Consider the following 17,132-nt stretch of genomic DNA (forward strand, 5'->3'; position numbering starts at 1 on the left):
TCGATCCGGGTCGGCCCGTCGCTAAACTTTTACACCGCTGTAGAACTTTCAGAGGAGCATACTAGGCGCAGATGAGAAAAATACTGGTCAGACCATGAGAGGTGGTCGACCTGGTCTCATCTCCGTCGCTCCGTACTCGCACGAGGAGCACGATGACTCACCGGATCGCACGTTCGATAGCCGGCGCCCTGGTGGCACTGCTGGGCGCCGTCGGCCTCGGCGCCGCAGCGTCGAGCGCGACGGCGGTGGCCGCACCCCGGCCCGTCGCGACCGCGGCTGCCGCCCCCGCCGCCGGGGCGCAAGCCGCCGGGGCCCCGGCCGCCGGCCTCGCCGTCGGCGCCCCCGCCGGGGTGCGGCAGGCCGCGGCGAAGGACGGCGCGGTCCAGCAGCTCGCGGCCAAGCAGGAGAAGAAGAAGTCCGGCTTCTTCGCCAAGCTCGGCAAGTTCCTGCTGGTCGTCGTCATTCTGATCATCCTGTTCATCATCCTGGTGATCTGGGGGATCGTTCACCTGGTGCGGAAGATGTTCCGGCGCCGCTGAGGCAAGGCACTGACTCGCTGAGCAGTCGGGTGGCTGAGTCGCCGAGAGACTGAGTCGCTGAGCCGTTGTGGCCCGCCCTGGGAGCCGAAGTAGCGCCCGGGGCAGGCCACTTGGCCGCGATTGGCCCTGCCCCGGCCGACCCGGGCGTCGCAGCATGGGCGGCATGAGCGACTTCACCGGCTGGTCTTCGGGGCCGAGCGCGACCGGCGCCGCGACGCCGTGCCCGCGGACGGGCCGTGGCAGCCGGGGTCCGGACGGTGATGCGGACCCCGGCGGAGGTGCACGGTGGGGAGCACGTCCGGCTGGTGGTCTGGTTCGAGGAGTAGCTTCGAGGAGTAGTGCGGCCGGGGCCCGTCAGCGGGCCTTGGGGCGGGCGGCGAGGAGGGCGATGTCGTCCTCGGCGGCGGGGGCCGGGGGTGGGACGAGGGAGTGCAGGACGGCGTCGAGGAGGTCGTCGAGGTCGCCGGTGACGGGGAGCCGGAGGGCGGCGAGGCGCTCCAGTGAGGTGTCGATGTCCTCGTGGCGGCGCTCGACCAGGCCGTCCGTGTAGAGGAGCAGGGTCTGTCGGGGGACGAGCGGGTAAGTGGACTGCTCGTAGCCCCCGAGGCCGGTGCCCAACGGTGGTCCGGTGGGCACCCGCAGCAGTTCGGTGGGGTGGTCCGGGGTGATCAGTGCGGGCGGCAGGTGGCCGGCGCTGGAGAGGGTCCAGCGGGCGCGGCCGGGGTCGGCGAGGACCAGCAGGCAGGTGGCGGGCCGGGCGGTGTCGTCGGCGGAGATGACGTTGTCGAGCTGGCGCAGGATGCGGTGCGGGGGCAGGTCCATGCCGGCGATGTCGCGCAGCGCCGAACGGTAGTGGCTCATGTCGACGGCGGCCTCCACGCCGTGGCCCATGACGTCGCCCATGGCCAGCAGGGTGCGGCCGAAGGGCAGCCGGACGGTCTCGTACCAGTCGCCGCCGACCACTGAGCTGCTGCCGGAGGGCAGGTAGCGGGAGGCGAGGGAGAGGTTCTGGTGCGGGCTGCCGGGCTCGCGCAGCAGGGCCCGCTGGAGTTCCAGGGCGATGCCCTGGGAGCGGGTGTAGCTGCGGGCGTTGTCGATGCCGGTGGCGGCCCGGGCGGCGAGGTCGCCGAGCAGGGCGGCCTCGTCGGGGGTGAAGGCCGGGCTGGCGGCGGTGCGGCCGAGGGTGAGCAGCCCGACCAGCCGTCCGCGGGCGGCGAGCGGCAGGACGAGCAGGGAGGCGGTGCCGGCCGGGCAGGCGTCGGCGGGGCCGGGTTCGCCGAGCACGGTGACGCCGGTGGCCAGGCTGCGGGCGGCGGCGGTGCCCTCGCGGTGGCGGACGGATTCGCCGGGGCGGGCCAGTGCGGCGAGGGCGGTAGTCAGTTCGGGTACGGCCCGGACGGCGGCGCGGTGCAGCCGTCGCGCGCCGCCGCGGCCGGGGCGGGTGGGCTCGGTCTCGGGCGGCAGCACGTCGACGGTGGCCAGGTCGGCGAGGCCGGGGACGGCGAAGGCGGCGAGTTCGGCGCTGGTGGTGTCGACGTCGAGGGTGGTGCCGATCCGCTCGGCGGCCGCGTCCAGCAGGGCGAGCCGGGCGCGGGCCTGTTCGAGTTCGTGCAGCTGCTCGCGGGCCGGGGACGGGTCGTCCAGGACGGCGATGACGAGGCCGGTGGTCCGTCCGGCGTGCCGCAGCGGGCGGTAGCGCACCCGGAGGCCGGGCGGGACGGGGGAGCCGATGCCGTCGGGCCCGCCGGTGATGTGTTCGCGGTCGTGGCCGTCGGCGAGGACGCGGCGCAGGGTGGCTACGGCGCCGGCGAAGGCGGTGGTCTCGGCGGCGCGGCCGAGCAGGTCGGCGTGGCGCAGTCCGGTGACGGCGGTGAAGGCGGGGTTGAGGTAGCGCCAGCACAGGTGTTCGTCCAGCAGGGCGACGCCGACCGGGGCGGCGGCGAGGACGTCGCGGAGCAGGTCCGGGACGGCGGCGGGGTGGTCGCCGCCGGGATCACCACCGGGGCGGTCGCCACCGGGGCGGTCATCGCCGGGGCGGTCACCGCCGGTGATCGAGTCGAGGCGCGCGGCGAGGGCCGCCGCGGTCGCCGCGAGGGAGCGGGCGTCCGGGGGAGGGGTGCCCTCTGATCGGTTGCCGTGCCGGAAGTGCATAGGTCCATGATCACGCGTCGGGGCGCGGCACGCCCATGACCGGGTGAAACCTTGACTGCCCGGAGACGTTGGTGCGTCGAAACGGCGACCAGTTGCGTGCGCGCACACACACTTGTAGAGTGCGTGCACACGCACACAGTCTTCGGCGTTCGGGCTCGGTCCGGAGGCCGGGAGGAGGGCCCCATGGCAGTCACCCCGATGAACGGCACTCGGATCGTTCTGATCACCGGCACCTCCTCCGGGATCGGCCTGGCCGCCGCCGTGGCCGCCGCCGGCGCCGGCTGGCGAGTGGTGGCCACCATGCGCGACACCGGCCGGGCCGGGGGCCTCCTCCGCGCGGCGGAGCAGGCCGGCGTCGCCGAGCTGATCGAGATCGAGCGGCTGGACGTGACCGACCCGGCCTCCGTCGCGGACTGCCTGGACGTCGTCCTCGAGCGGCACGGGCGGCTGGACGCGGTGGTCAACAACGCGGGCGCGGGCTTCGTCGGCACCATCGAGCAGGACGGCCTGGCGCCGGTGCGCGCCGCGATGGAGGTCAACTACTTCGGCGTGGTCGAGGTGACCCGGGCCGCGCTGCCGCACCTGCGGGCCGCCGGTGGCCGGGTGGTCACCGTGACCAGCGTCGGCGGGGTGGTCGGGCAGCCCTTCAACGAGGCCTACTGCGCGGCCAAGTTCGCCGTCGAGGGCTTCATGGAGTCGCTGGCGCCGGTCGCCGCCACCGTCGGGGTGGCCGTCACCGTGGTCGAACCCGGCGCGGTGGCCAGCGAGTTCATCGGCAACCAGGATCTGGACGTGCCCGCGCTGGTCGCCGCCGCCGGCCCGTACGGACCGGCGCTGCAGGCGTACGTCGACCGCACGCTGAAGGCCTTCGGCGCCGCCCAGACCCCGGAGGAGGCGGCCGCGCCGATCGTCGAGGTGCTGACCGCCGACAACCCGCCGCTGCGGGTGCAGACCTCCGAGGCGGCCCGGGCCTTCGCGGGGGTCAAGCTGGCGGACCTGGACGGCTCGGCGGTGCGGACGATGACGGGCGGCTGGGTCGGCTCCGTGGAGGCCTGACCCCGGGGCGGCGGCCGGGCGGGTCCGGTCGCCGGGTGTCGGGTGTCACCGGTCGTCTGCTGGGTGTCGGGGTGCCGGGTGTCACCGGTCGTCCGCCGGGCGCCGGGTGATCACCGGTCATACTTGGGCGGCGGCGTCCGACACCGGATGCCGCCGGCGGTGCCACGGCGCCGCTCGCAGCAACGGGCCGCCAGGGGCGGCGCGTCAGCAGCCCAGACCGGAGGAACCGATGAGCCCCCACCAGCCGACCAGTCGCCCGGCGGCCGGGGCCCCAGGGGTGCCGTGGAACCGGCAGCGGCTGCGCAGCAACAACGAGTGGCTGCTGCTGGAGCTGCTGCGCACCGGTGGGGGCACCTCGCGCGCCCAACTGGCCCGGGACACCGGCCTGTCCAAGCCCACCGTGTCCGCCGCCCTGGCCGAACTGGAGCAGGCCGGGCTGGTCCGCGAGGCCGGGCGGGTGGCACCCGAGCGGGGACGCACCGCCGTCCTCTACGAGGTCGACCCGACGGCCGGGCACGTGCTCGGCGTGGACGTCGGCCGGGCCCGGCTGCGGGTCGCGGTGGCGGACCTGGCCGGCACCGTGGTCGCCCGGCGGGACGTGCCCAACCGGGGGCGGACGGCGGACGCCGTCGCGGACGCCGTGGTCGCCGCTGCCCACGAGGCCACCGCCGAGGCGGGCCTGGTGCCCGCCGACATCGTGCACGCGGTGATCGGCACGCCCGGCGTGTGGGACGAGGAGCGGCGCGGGGTGCGCTACGCCACCAGCCTGCCCGACTGGGGCCGGCCGGGGCTGTTCGACCGGATCGGCGAGGGGCTGGGCGCGGCCGTGACCGTGGCCAACGACGCCAACCTCGCCGCGCTCGGCGAGTACACCCTGGGCGCCGGGCGGGGCAGCCGGATGTTCGCCTACCTGCTGGTCGGCACCGGGCTCGGGGTGGGTGTGGTCAAGGACGGCGAGTTGCTGGTCGGCGCCCACGGCGCGCTGGGCGAGATCGGCCTGGTGCCGCTGCCCGCCCGACCGGGCGAGCCGGCCGGGACGACGCTGGAGCAGGAGGCCGCGGCGGACGCGGTGGTGCGGGCCGCACGGGAGTTCGGGCTGGAAGGCACGGGCGGCCGGCGGCTGACCGCCAAGCAGGTCTTCGAGCGGGCCCGGGCCGGGGACGACGCGGCACTGCGGGCGGTGGAGTGGGAGGCGGACCGGCTCGCCTACGCGGTCGCGGTGCTCTCCGCCGTGCTGGACCCGGACCTCCTGGTGCTCGGCGGCGGCATCGGCAGCAGCTCCGACCTGTTGCTGGAACCGCTGGAGCGGGCCCTGGGCCGCTTCGCCCCGATGCGTCCGACGCTCGCACCGAGCCTGCTGGGGGAGGAGGCGGTGCTCCTCGGCGCGGTCTCCACGGCGCTGGAGACCGCCCGCCCCGAGGTGTTCGAGCGTCGGACGGCCGGGCTGTGAGGCCGGGGGCCGGTGGGGCCGTGAGGCTGTGGAGCTGTGACGCCGGGGTCGGCCGGGCTGTGAGGCCGGGGCTGGTGGGCTCCGCGGCCGGTGGGTTCCGCGGGATCCATCGGCCCCGGACCGGTTAGCCGGTCAGCCCGTGGCCAGGGTCAGCCCGTAGGTGCTGAGGATCGGGTTGACCGGCTGGAAGTAGGTCTCACCGCCCGAGGTGCAGTCGCCGGAGCCTCCCGAGGTCACGCCCTGGGCCTGGTCGCCGGAGATGAACGAGCCGCCGGAGTCGCCCGGTTCGGCGCACACGTTGGTGCGGGTGACGCCGTAGACGCTGCCCTCCTGGTAGTTGACGGTGGCGTTCTGCTCCTCGACGGTGCCGCAGTGCCAGCCGGTGGTGGAGCCGGAGCGGCAGATCGAGCCGCCGACCGACTGCTCGTTGGAGCCGGCCACCGTCACCGCGCCGCCCTGGTAGTCGTTCACCTGCGGCTGGGCCGTCCAGTCGGAGCCGGCCGCCACCCAGGACCAGTCGTTGCCGGGGAAGGTCGAGCCCTGGAAGGTGCCGATCGAACTGCCGTCGGAGGCAGCCGCGTTGGAGCCGGGCTGGCCGCAGTGGCCGGCGCTGACGAAGCCGGGCTGGCCGTTCTGGGTGACCGGGAAGCCGATCGAACAGCGGGCGGCGTTGTCGATGTAGTAGGCGTCCCCGCCGTGCAGGTCGGCGAGCGGCCGGGGCGCTTCGGTGGCCCGTTCGACCTGGACCAGCGAGCGGTCCACGCCCGACCGGTCCAGGAAGGCCGCGGTGCGCGCGTCGTCGACGGACTGCACCACGACGGTGTTGGCGCGGACGTCGACGTACCAGACCGGGGTGGCATCCGGTGCGGCGGCCGTGGCGGCCCGGTCGAGCGCCTCCTTGGCCTGGTCCAGGGACTTCAGCGAGTGCCGGACGACGGTGGCCCGGCCGCCGTCGGCGGTGATGGTCCGGGCGGCGGAGGCGTCCGTGGTGGCGACCATCAGCTCGGCCCGCGGCCCGTCGACCCAGGCACCGGCCCAGCGGTCGCCGAGCGCCCGGGTGAGGGCACTGCGGACGGCGGCGGCCCGGCCCTCCCGGGCGAGCCGGTCGGCGGCGGCCTGCGGGGACAGCCCGAGGTCGCGCTGCATCGCGTGCAGCAGGGCGGCCGGTACGGCGGCGGCGCGGGCGGAGGCGGGGGTGGGGGCGGCCAGGGCGGCGGCTATGGACGGGTCGTCAGCGGGGGCGCTGACGGCCGGGGCTGCGGTGAGCGCGACGGTCGCGAAGGCGGCGGCGACGGCGAGCGCACGGAATCGGAGCATGGGGCATCTCCTCGTACGGTGTGGGGGTTGCCGGAACCGTAGCGATCCGCCGGTGCTGTCCGGAACATGTCATAAAGCCCCGCGCTCCGGCGCTATACCCCCGGTCGCCAGGCCGTGGCCGCCCGCTCCCAGCCGTCAGGTTCGTGGCCGTCACGTTCGGCCGCCGCGTGCAGTCGTCACGTTCGGCCGCCGTGTGTCAGTCGCCGTTGCCGGTCGTCACGTTCGGTGGTCGGAAGGTCTCGATCTGCCAACGAGTGGGGAAACCGTGGTCGCGGCGTGTGCGGGCTCTGCTTGAATCGCACGCCTCACCCATACGGAACGGAGCGTTCTCCTCTCATGGCTTCACCGATACCCGGGCGTCGCCGGGCGGCCGGCCTGGCCGGATTCGCCGGACTCGTCCTCACCGTCGGCCTGGCGCTGACCGGTTGCGACCCGTCGGCGGCGGACGGCAAGGCGACGGCGTCGCCCACCGCCGCCGCTTCCGCCGCACCGACCGTCGCGGTCTCCTCGGCGCCGTCCTCGCCGGTCGCCCCGACGCAGTCGGTGCCGCCGTCCGCCGCCCCGCCGTCCGCGCCGACCACCGGGCACCCGCAGACGCCGACCGCCAAGCCGCAGCCCAAGGTGACCACCGCGCAGCCGCCGACCGATCCCGAGCCGCAGCACACCCAGGCGGCGGTCGGCGGCTCGGGCTGCGAGATCCGCTCCAACGCGGGCAACTGCTACGCGGCCGGGCAGTTCTGTCGCGACGCCGACCTGGGCCGGAGCACCCACGACGCCGGTGGACGGGTGATCTACTGCCGGATGGTCAGCGGAAAGCCGCACTGGCAGGCCTGAGGCCGGGCTCAGCCCAGGGTGTCCCAGAACAGGTGCTCGTAGGCCTGGAGCAGCAGACCGTACTCCCGGGCGGTGGCCACGGTGTGGTCGTCCAGCGGGTCCGGCCCGAGGGCGTCGGCGGCCTGCTGCTCCAGACTGGTCGCCGGCTGGGCGAAGAAGTCGAAGAACGCGCAGGCCTCGTCCGAGAAGCCGTGGTGGCGGCGCAGCGCCCGGCTGACGGTGGCGCAATAGCCGCCCCAAGCAGCGAAGTTGGCCACCAGGGCGGCGGCCGCGGCGGCCGGCGGACTGTTCAGCGCCAGCCAGGCGAGGTAGGCCGGGTAGGCCTGGCAGCCGGCCAGCGGTGTCCGTGCGGCCACCGCCCGGCTGTCCAGGCCGCAGGCGGCGGCCAGGGCCGGCAGGGTGCGCAGCGCGGCGCTCTCGCCCTCGGCGAGGGTGACGAACCAGGCACCGAGCGGCCGGTCGGCGCAGCGGGTGGCGAGCAGGAGCAGGCTGCGCCGGTCGGAGGTGATGATCCGGCGCTGCTGGGCGGCGAGTTCGGCCACCGCGCTGAGCGGGGCGGCGCCCCCGGCGAGCGCGTTCACCAGCGCGGGGGCGGCGTCGTCGGGGGCCAACTCGGCGCGCAGCCGCTGGATCTGGTCGACGATCGGGTGGTTCACCGGTGCCTCCGGGGTGGGTTCGGTCCGGTGCCCATTCCTATCGCCTGGCGGCGGCGGGGCGGTGGCGACAGGCCGGGAGCGCCGGATCGGCCGGCGCTCCCGGCCTGTGGTGGCGCGGTGGGTGGCAGGGTGCCGAAGGTGTCTGGATGCCAAAGGTGTCGGGATGCCGAAGGCCTCCGGGTGTCAGGCTCCGGCGCAGGCCTTGGTCAGTTCACCGGCCGCGTCGCCGATCGGTCCGAAGTCGGGTGACTTGCCCTTGGACACGGCGGTCTGGGCGTTGTCGACGGCCTTGGACAGCTTGTCGGCGGCAGCGTCGACCTTGCCGTCACCGTCCTTGCGGATCTGCTTGATGTCGTCGCGGATCTTGTTCAGGGCTGCGACGGTGTGTTTGCGCCGGCTCTCGTCGGTGATCTGGCCGACGTTGAGCGCCGAGTCGGCGAGGTCCTGGACATCGCCGGTGAGGCTGATCGCCCGCTTTCCGCAGTCGAGGGCCTGATCGGCGTTCTTGCACGCGGTGAACAAGGGCGCCGCCACGAGCAGTGCGATCGTGGCGGCGGCCAGGCGGTACGGCTTGGTTGTCATGTCTGTATCCCTCCCGCCTTCGAGAACGCTCGGTACTCGTGCGGTGGTTCCGGCATGACAGGTGAACGGCCGGGAAATACCCTTCGGCTGGTCGGTAGTTGACGTGCAGTCAACTTCCCCTGCTCATCGGCGCCTTGTTCATCGGCTCGGCCAGGACTGCCGGGACTGCCAGGATGTCCAGGCGTGCCAGCCGGCGGTCGGCAGCAACTCCCGGGAGCGGGAGAACAGTTCGTACAGGCTTGGCCCGTAGCGGGTGGCCAGTTCGGTGTTGTGGCGGAGCACGTCGAGTTCGTTGGCGGCGGTGATGGCGAGGAAGGCCCGGAGGTCCTCCTGCGGCGGGGAATGGTTCTCGCCGGTGAACCGGTCGTGGAACACCGGCCCGTCGTCCCGCCCCAGGCGCGGGTAGACGGCGGCCCGCCCGCAGCTCGCGTACAGGTAGACCAGCGCCTCGGCGCGCTCGCCGATGACTGCGGCCAGGGCGCCCCGCTCGTCCAGCGTCAGCAGCGCCCCGTCGAACCCGTCGGTCCCGTACGCGGCGTGGCAGAGCCCGGCGACCTGGACGGCGGAGTCGGTGCCCCACTCCGCCAACAGGGCCGCCACCCGGGACAGATGCTCCAGCAGGGTGCCGCCCGGATGGGGGATCCGGTCGGCCTCGTGGGTGCGCAGGAACTCCTCGACATGGCTCCATGCGGGAGCGTTGCGCTGGTCGGCTGACGTCACCCGAGGAGTTCTACTCCTGAGACCGGCCGCCCCGCAACCGTGTCCGGCCGCTCCGCAACCGTGCCCGCCTGCCCCGCCGGGGCCGTCCTCGAACGTGGGCGGTTGCGCGAGGCGCGCGCCGCCTCACGGGTCCTCGTCTTCCTGTGGACGCGCAGCCCGTCGGCGCGGGTGTCCGAGCGGCCACGAAAGACTTACCAGGTTGCAAATTTAACCAGGTAACGATTTGATGGGGGGAGAGGCTTCGGACAGACCTTCTCGACGCGGGCATCGCCCCGGCGCTCGCAGCCGATGACCCCGATTCACCGCCCAACGGACGGCACGGTGCGCTCCGCGCGCCTGCCCAGGAGACCATCGAGGCACTCATGAACCCAGCCCACACGCCGCCGGTGCTCGTCACCGGGGCCACCGGCCGGATCGGCCGCGGAGTCATCGACCAACTCGTCAGCGCGGGTGTACCGGTCCGCGCCCTCACCCGTCGTGCCCGAGCGGCGGCGACGCTGCCGGCCGGCATCGAAGTCGTCACCGGTGACCTCACCGTGCCCACATCTCTCGATCGGGCGTTGCGAGGCGTCGGCGCCGTCTTCCTCCTCTGGACCGCGCCGCCGGCGACCGCTGCGGCAGTCGTCGAGCGTTTGGCGGCCCACGCTCGGCGCGTCGTCCTCCTCTCCTCACCGCACCGAACACCCCACCCCTTCTTCCAGCAGCCGAATCCCATGGCGGTGCTCCACGCAGAGGTCGAGCGACTCATCGCGGCCACCGGAATCGAGTCGACGATCATCCGGCCGGGGATGTTCGCATCGAACTCCGTGGCCTGGTGGGCACCTGCCATCCGCGCCGGCGAGGTCGTCCGGTGGCCCTACGGCGCCGCCGAGACCGCACCCGTCGACGACCGGGACATCTCGGCAGTCGCGGCGCGCACGCTGTACCAGGACGGACATGCCGGCGGCGACTACGTCCTCACCGGGCCCGAGCCGCTGAGTCAGGCGGCGCAGGTGGACGTCATCGGGAACGTCCTCGGGCGACCGACCAGGTTCGAGGAGCTGTCGCCGGAGGAGTTCCGCAGCGAGATGGCGGGAAAGGCGCCGGGCCCGGTCGTCGACATGCTGCTCGCCGCATGGGGCGCAACGATCGGAAGGCCCGCCTTCGTCTCCTCCGCGGTGTCCGACGTCCTCGGACTGCCGCCGAGGTCATTTCGCCAGTGGGCCGCCGACCACGCCGACGCGTTCGAGCAGGGCCCGACCCCATCAACCTGATCTCCTGCTGAGCCGCTGCCGGCACGCCCTGGTGCGTTCCGAGGACCACTACGTGCCCGCAGGGCCGCGCCGTACTCCCGGTCTGCGACGCGAGGAGGTCGCCGTCCTCGCCGGGGTGAGTGCAGCAGCGCTGCGTCGTACCCGGCAGGCGCGACGCCCCGGCCTTCCCGGTCGAGCGCCGTGAGGCTCGGGCCCGCGAGGTTGGCCCGGTGCACGTCACCGTGGGCCGTCGTCCAGGTGACCGCCTCGGTGTCGATCGGGACGCCCGGGTACTGAGGACGGCGCGGTCCAGGTATTCCTGCCGGACCGCTACCCGCCCGCTGGGCCGCCGGGGGCCAGCCCTGAGGGACGTCCTGCCCCGAGTCCCCGCGCAACGGCCACCACGACTCACGGCCACGTCGACGGGACGTATACGCGCTGTTGATCACCCGGGCCTACGTTGTGCGCGCTCGGACCGGTTCGGCCCGGGTAGAACAGCACGTTCACGTGAAGGCGAGGTCACCGACGCCCATGCGCCGGGAAATCTTCCGCACCAGACTCAGGCCCCTCGCGGCCACAATGATCGCGGGGGTACTGACGTTCCCCCTGCTGGGCGCCGTCGCACCGGCCGCCCAGGCGGCCGAGACGCCGCCGTACCTGCATGCGTGCCTCGATACGAGCACGAGGCTCCCTGAATTCGTGTACCGCGGGGTGGGGCTGAACCTGCGAAGCGGCAGGGATGACAAGAACCCCCCTGAGGTCGACTGGGCCGCCGAAGGGGTCGACCCGGACACAGTGTTCAAAGAGGGTTTCACCGCGAAGGGCGTGACCGCCAACGCACCGGACTACTCCGTGCCTCGCCATGTCTCGGGCGATCTGGCCACCGGGTACAGCACCGCCAATTCCGGTTACGTGAGCACGTCGCGCAACGAGACTGTGGCACAGACGTTCGCCGCCAGGAGCAGCGGCATCTCCCGGACCGGCAGGGATGACGGGTCGATCGGGGCGGCAAAGATCGGTTGGGTCTACAAGATCCGCCCTGACAAGCGCTTCTTCTTCATCCCCTTCCAGTACCAGACCGCGCCGAAGAACGCCGCCGGGGAGCTCGAATGGGCCGCGATCGGACGGATACCCGGCAACTTCGTGGAATCCGCGACGCGGGTGATTCAGGAGTACGTCCCCACGGGAACGGGCCTGGAGCCACAAGGCCCCGTGAAGAGTCTCGAAACCCGCGTCAATGAGAGCGCGATCAAGCCGGACACGACTTCCCTGCCGGACCTGTCGGGCTACGGCTGGAGCGCGGCAGCGGACGTCGTCGTCAAGGCACCCGATGCGGCGGACCCCAAGGCGTGTGACGACCAGCGCAGGTCCCGGCCGAGCTGCCCGGTGAAGCCCACCACACCGGCCACAGTCGCGCCGACCGCCCTTCGGTCGCACGCGCTGGCCGGAGCGACCGGCATGGCACCGCGAACCGTGTCGACGGACCCGGGGCCGGATGGCGGCGTGGCAGCCAACGCCGACCCGGGCACCAGCGGTGGCAGACCACGGCCGCTCGATGGCGCCACGTTCCAGCTGACGGCCTCGGCGTCCGCGTCCAGCCCGACGTACAACCTGGACGCGCGCGACGGGACGACCTTCAACGGCACGGTCGTCCAGGCGCACACCCGCAACTGCACCGCCTCGCAGAACTGGCGGCTGCGCGAGGTGTCGCCCGGCCAGTACGTGGTGGAGAGCGCCCTGACCCAGGGCGTCGTCCTCCATCAGGACCTCTACAGCCACAAGACCTTCCTGTGGCCGGTGCAGAACGACGATGCGGGCAAGCCGAACGGCAGCGCCAACCAGCAGTGGACGTTCAAGGACACCGGTGACGGGACGTTCAGCCTGGCCAACGCGGCCAACCAGCAGTGCCTGACCGTGACCGACCAGCAGTCCGTCGGCCTGAACGTCACGCCCTGCGACGCCGGCAGCGCGCAGAAGTGGAAGCTGTCCGCACCATGCGTGCCGACCGATCCGGTCACGTCCGGCACCGGTCGCACCGTTCCCGGTTACCAGGGCCTGCCCTGGCCGACCGTCAAGGGCCACCCCGAGCTGACGTGGCCCGCACTCCCCGGCGCGCCGGGAATCCCGTGGCCGTCGCTACCGGGTTACCCGGACGTGCCCATGCCCGGCCGTCCTGACCTGCCCGCGGTGACCTGGCCGGGAGCACCCCGACTGCCCCCGCTGACCTGGCCGGTGCTGCCCGGCGACGCCGATTGGCCGGCCGTCCACGGGTTCCCGAACCTCCCGTGGCCGGTGATGCCCGGCACCAAGGACGTCCCCTGGCCGATCGTCCCGTCGTCGTCCGCCCCGGGCGCCGGTACCGGCAGCGACGTGGTCCTCCCCGGGCGGCCCCGGCCCACCACACCGGGCGTCTCCGGCCATCCGGAGCTGAAGTGGCCGACCGTACCCGGCTACCCGGACGTGAAGTGGCCCTCGGTGCCCGGCTCCCCGGACGTCCCGTGGCCCGGCCACCCGGACATGCCCGCCATCTCCTGGCCGGGTGCGCCGAACCTGCCGGCCAACGCCTGGCCGTCGCTGCCCGGCGTCCCGTCCTGGACCTGGCCGTCGATCCCGGGCTTCCAGGGCGTGCCGTGGCCGGCTCTTCCCGGCCTGCCGTCCACACCTTGGCCCTCGGCATCGGGTTTCCCCAACCTGCCGACCAAGCAGCTCCCGCCCGACCCGGCACCCCGGCCGTGCGACAAGCCGAGTGACCCCGGCACCGGCACGCCCGACCCGGGCAGCACGCCCGACCCCGGGACCAAGCCCGACCCGGGCGGTACCAAGCCCGGCGACCCCGGCACCACGCCCGACCCCGGCACCGGTACGCCCGGCGGCGGCGGTCCCCTCCCGCTGCCTCCCGGGATCCCGTGGCCCAGCTTCCCCTCGCTGCCCAGCCTGCCCTGGGGTTCCGGTCCGGGTGGTCCGAACAGCGGCCCCGGTGGCGGGCCGAAGCCAGATCCGGTGCAGGGCGTCGGCATCACCTCGGTGGCCGACCCGCAGTTGGTGCCGGACGTGCGCGGCGGCGTGCCCGCCGCGGGTACGCCCGTCCAGGCGTGGCACCCCAACGGGACCGACTCCCAGCGCTGGGCGTTCTGGGACCGCGGCGACGGCAACTGGCTGATCGAGACCCGGCTCACCTACGGCGGTAGCCGTCCGGAGGAGCGGATGGTGCTCGGGCAGGACACCGGCTCGCACCAGTCGGCGCTCCAGGCCGCAGCCGTGGACCGGACGAGCCAGCTCTGGAAGTTCGCCGACGCCGGGAACGGCTCGGCGACGATCGTGAACGGTGACGGCGGCGGCTGCCTGACCCTGTCCGCCTCCGGCCAGCCGCTGACCGTGAGTGCCTGCAACGGCTCCGACCGCCAGAAGTTCCGCCTGACCGGTCCGACCGGCGGCGACAACGGCGGCTCCACGGGTGGCGGCACCCCCGGCACCCAGCCACCGCTGGGTGCCGGCGGAACCCAGCCCGCGCACAACCGGACGGTGGTGCTGCAGTCGGGCAACAACGGCATGGTCGCGGACCTCGATGCCGCGAACACCGCCGCCGGCACCCGGATCAAGGCGCAGGGCCGTAACAGCAACGACGCGCAGAAGTGGACGCTGTGGCAGAAGCCGGACGGCCAGTGGCTGATCGAGACCAAGCTCGGCGGCGGCATGGTGATGGACCACAATCCCAACACCAACCGCACTCACCTTCAGGGTGCACAGGAGGGCAATGCGAACCAGTTGTGGCGGTTCGCCGATGCCGGGGGCGGCTGGTTCACGATGGTCAGCGCCGCCGACCGGGGTTGCCTCACGGCGGCGGCCGACGGCGTGGACCTGGTGATCGGGGGCTGTGACGGCACCAATGCGCAGAAGTGGCGCCTGACCGAGGCTGTCGACAATCCGCCGACCGACGGCGGCAACGGCAATGGCGGTGGCAGCAACGGCAACACCGGCGGTGGCGGTGGCGGGAACCCCGTCGAAGCGGCTGCGGTGCGGGTCTACTCGGCGTTCCCGTCCAAGTGCCTGGACGTCACCGGTGGCAACACCGCGAACAACACCCCGATCGACCTGTACGACTGCAACGACACCGCCTCCCAGCGGTGGACCCCGGCCGTGACCAGCGGGGGTCTCGCCCTGAAGGCGTTCGGCAAGTGCCTGGACGTCGCCGGCGGCAACACCGCCGGCGGCACCCGGGTGGGTCTGTACGACTGCAACGGCACCGCAGCGCAGAACTGGCGCCAGGGAGCGGACTACGCCCTGGTCAACTCGAACTCGGGCCGGTGCCTCGACGTTACGGGCGGCAGCCCGGTGAACGGGACCGCGCTGCAGATCTGGGACTGCAACGCGACCGACTCGCAGCGCTGGGGTCTGGGCGGCGTCCCGCCGCGCGCCCCGCAGCAGCCCGCGCAGCAGCCCGGCACCACCCCGGTGGTGAGCCCCGGCATCGCCTCCTCGCAGGTCGCCGGCCTGCGCTCGGCCAACAACGCCATGGTCGCCGACCTCGACGGTGCGAACACCGCCTCGGGTACCTCGATCAAGGCGCTCGCCGCCAACGGCAACGACGCTCAGCGCTGGGCGTTCTGGCCCACCGCGAACGGGCGCTGGATCATCGAAACGCGGCTGACCGACGGAAGGACCGCCGCCGGCCAGGGCATGGTCATGGACCACGACCCCGGCAGCCACCGGGCCCACTTGATCCGGACCATGGACGGCAACGCCAACCAGCACTGGGCGTTCCACGACGCCGGGAACGGCTGGTTCTGGATCACCAGCGACACCGACAACGGCTGCCTGACCGCCAACAACCCCGGGGAACAACTGGGAATCCGGGCCTGCGACGGCTCGGACCGCCAGCGCTGGCGTCTCGACAACATCCAGAACGGCCCGACCCAGGGCGGCGGCTCCGGCACAGGCTCCAATGGCGGAGGGAACACGGGCGGAGGCAACAACGGCGGCTCCTCGGGCGGAGGTTCGGCCGGCGGCGGGAACGTCGACACCGGCGGATCCCCGCAGGCGCCCGGCGCCAGCTCGGTGCGCCACGGCGTCACCACCGTCCTGCACTCCGGCAACAACGGCATGGTCGCGGACCTCGACGGCGCCAACACCGCCGCGGGCACCCGCATCAAGGCCCTGGGCAACAACGGCAGCACCGCGCAGCAGTGGATGCTGTGGCAGAAGCCGAACAACCAGTGGCAGATCGAGACGAAGTACGCCGGGGCGATGGTGATGGACCACAACCCCAGCACCCACCGCACCCACCTCACCAGCGCCCAGGAGGGAAACGCCAACCAGCTCTGGCGCTTCCAGGAAGGCCAGCCCGGCTGGTACCGGATCGTCTCCGCGGCTGACAACGGCTGCCTCACCGCCGTCAACGCGAACGAGGACCTCGCCGTCTGGGCCTGCACCGCCTCCACCGCCCAGTGGTGGAAGCTCAACGACTGGGGCACCGGAGACAACGGCGGGGGCAGCGGGGGAGGTGGCAACACCGGGGGCGGCAATTCCGGAGGCGGTAACTCCGGCGGCGGCGGCAGCAGCGGAGGCGGCGGCGGGTTCCGCCCCCCGGACGGCATCCAGCTCCCCCCGCTCTGCAACGGCAGGCAGTCCTCCAGCTCGTGGATGTGGCACGGGGACACCCTGTGCGCCGGCCAGAGCCTCGGGTCCTCGGCAGCCGAGCAGTCCACCCGTCTGGTCATGCAGCAGGACGGCAACCTCGTCGCCTACTACACGGAGGGCGACGCCCTCGGCGACCACACCTGGCCCGTGTGGGAGTCCAAGACCATGGGCTGCGGGTTCCGGGCCGTCATGCAGGACGACGGGAACCTCGTCGTCTACGCCGCCGACGACCGCGTCTGCTGGTCCTCGGGAACCAGCGGCCGGAGCGGCTCCTGGCTGATGGTCAGCCCCCTGGGCAACATCCAGATCCTCCAGGCGGGCGACGCGACCGGCGCCGCCATCGACGGAGCCCGCGCGGTGGCCGCCGCGGGCAGGGGCGACTTCCTGGAGGCGTTCATCAACGCGCTGCAGGCGATCATCAAGGCCGTCCCGAAGGTCCAGTGGGAGACGCACACAGGACACCAGCGCCTCCTCCCACCGAAGTGCGTCGTGTCAGGAGGCCGGGTCATCCCCTGCACCTGACCGGCCCGCGCAGGATCCGGTGAGGCCGGCCGCGTTCGCATGGCGGGAGGGGCACCCACAGGTGCCCCTCCCGCTCCATATGCCGGCCAGTGGCCGGAAGGCGAGATGACCGCCACCCGGCCGCCACCGCCTCCGTGACGTGGTGCACCCCGTCAGGTCAGCGAACACCGTCCGCCGGTGCCAGGCCCGCACCAACCGTTGCGAGATCGAGCGGGTCTGCGTCCAGCCCGGGTCGGCGCCGGCCGAGACGACGTCCGTGCATGCGACCCGCCCACCGCCCAGGGTGCCGTCGACGGACCGGGCCGACACCCGCGCGCCGCTGGTCCGCTCCCCGACGGTGACGTCCCCGCCCCGCCACCGGATGCCTGAGGTGACGCCTACGGGTGGGTGTTCTTGACCGTGGGCTGGGTCTTCTGGTTGTAGATCTCCTTGCCGT

11 protein-coding genes are annotated in these 17,132 nt (G+C 73.2%); 6 read left to right on the forward strand and 5 right to left on the reverse strand.

The window, feature by feature from the left end:
- Positions 1-152 precede the first annotated feature (152 nt).
- Positions 153-539, forward strand: coding sequence for a hypothetical protein (locus tag ACZ7BZ_RS21960; RefSeq protein WP_470359738.1), 387 nt, complete (start codon positions 153-155; stop codon positions 537-539).
- Between the two features lie 354 nt (positions 540-893).
- Here ACZ7BZ_RS21960 and ACZ7BZ_RS21965 read toward each other — a convergent pair whose 3' ends face one another.
- Positions 894-2,690, reverse strand: coding sequence for a PP2C family protein-serine/threonine phosphatase (locus tag ACZ7BZ_RS21965; RefSeq protein ID WP_470359739.1), 1,797 nt, complete (start codon positions 2,688-2,690; stop codon positions 894-896).
- A 183-nt stretch (positions 2,691-2,873) separates the two neighbouring features.
- Between ACZ7BZ_RS21965 and ACZ7BZ_RS21970 the strand changes: the two genes are divergently transcribed.
- Complete coding sequence (locus tag ACZ7BZ_RS21970; protein WP_470359740.1) at positions 2,874-3,746, forward strand: SDR family NAD(P)-dependent oxidoreductase; 873 nt, start codon at positions 2,874-2,876, stop codon at positions 3,744-3,746.
- A gap of 229 nt (positions 3,747-3,975) precedes the next feature.
- Positions 3,976-5,196 (forward strand): ROK family protein, encoded by a 1,221-nt coding sequence (locus ACZ7BZ_RS21975; protein ID WP_470359741.1) that lies wholly within the window; start codon positions 3,976-3,978, stop codon positions 5,194-5,196.
- Between the two features lie 132 nt (positions 5,197-5,328).
- Here the strand turns inward: ACZ7BZ_RS21975 and ACZ7BZ_RS21980 are convergent, their stop codons facing one another.
- Complete coding sequence (locus ACZ7BZ_RS21980; RefSeq protein ID WP_470359742.1) at positions 5,329-6,513, reverse strand: S1 family peptidase; 1,185 nt, start codon at positions 6,511-6,513, stop codon at positions 5,329-5,331.
- Between the two features lie 336 nt (positions 6,514-6,849).
- On the opposite strand from ACZ7BZ_RS21980, the gene ACZ7BZ_RS21985 reads away from it, so the two are divergent.
- Entirely contained in the window at positions 6,850-7,347 is a 498-nt protein-coding gene (locus tag ACZ7BZ_RS21985; protein ID WP_470359743.1) for a hypothetical protein, read from the forward strand.
- Between the two features lie 8 nt (positions 7,348-7,355).
- Here ACZ7BZ_RS21985 and ACZ7BZ_RS21990 read toward each other — a convergent pair whose 3' ends face one another.
- The 3 genes from ACZ7BZ_RS21990 to ACZ7BZ_RS22000 form a co-directional block, all read right to left on the reverse strand.
- Positions 7,356-8,003, reverse strand: a complete 648-nt coding sequence (locus ACZ7BZ_RS21990; RefSeq protein ID WP_470359744.1) for a thiaminase II/PqqC family protein — start codon at positions 8,001-8,003, stop codon at positions 7,356-7,358.
- A 183-nt stretch (positions 8,004-8,186) separates the two neighbouring features.
- Positions 8,187-8,585 (reverse strand): hypothetical protein, encoded by a 399-nt coding sequence (locus ACZ7BZ_RS21995; RefSeq protein WP_465742866.1) that lies wholly within the window; start codon positions 8,583-8,585, stop codon positions 8,187-8,189.
- Positions 8,586-8,723: 138 nt separating this feature from the next.
- Positions 8,724-9,305, reverse strand: coding sequence for a DUF6817 domain-containing protein (locus ACZ7BZ_RS22000; RefSeq protein ID WP_470359745.1), 582 nt, complete (start codon positions 9,303-9,305; stop codon positions 8,724-8,726).
- Positions 9,306-9,667: 362 nt separating this feature from the next.
- Between ACZ7BZ_RS22000 and ACZ7BZ_RS22005 the strand changes: the two genes are divergently transcribed.
- Together ACZ7BZ_RS22005 and ACZ7BZ_RS22010 are read left to right on the forward strand one after the other, a co-directional pair.
- Positions 9,668-10,558, forward strand: a complete 891-nt coding sequence (locus ACZ7BZ_RS22005; protein ID WP_470359746.1) for an NAD(P)H-binding protein — start codon at positions 9,668-9,670, stop codon at positions 10,556-10,558.
- 1,482 nt (positions 10,559-12,040) lie between these two features.
- A complete protein-coding gene (locus tag ACZ7BZ_RS22010) occupies positions 12,041-16,696 on the forward strand; it encodes an RICIN domain-containing protein (RefSeq protein ID WP_470359747.1) in 4,656 nt (1,551 codons plus the stop codon).
- The last annotated feature ends 436 nt before the right edge of the window (positions 16,697-17,132 follow it).

The organism is Kitasatospora sp. NPDC036934 (assembly GCF_055608425.1).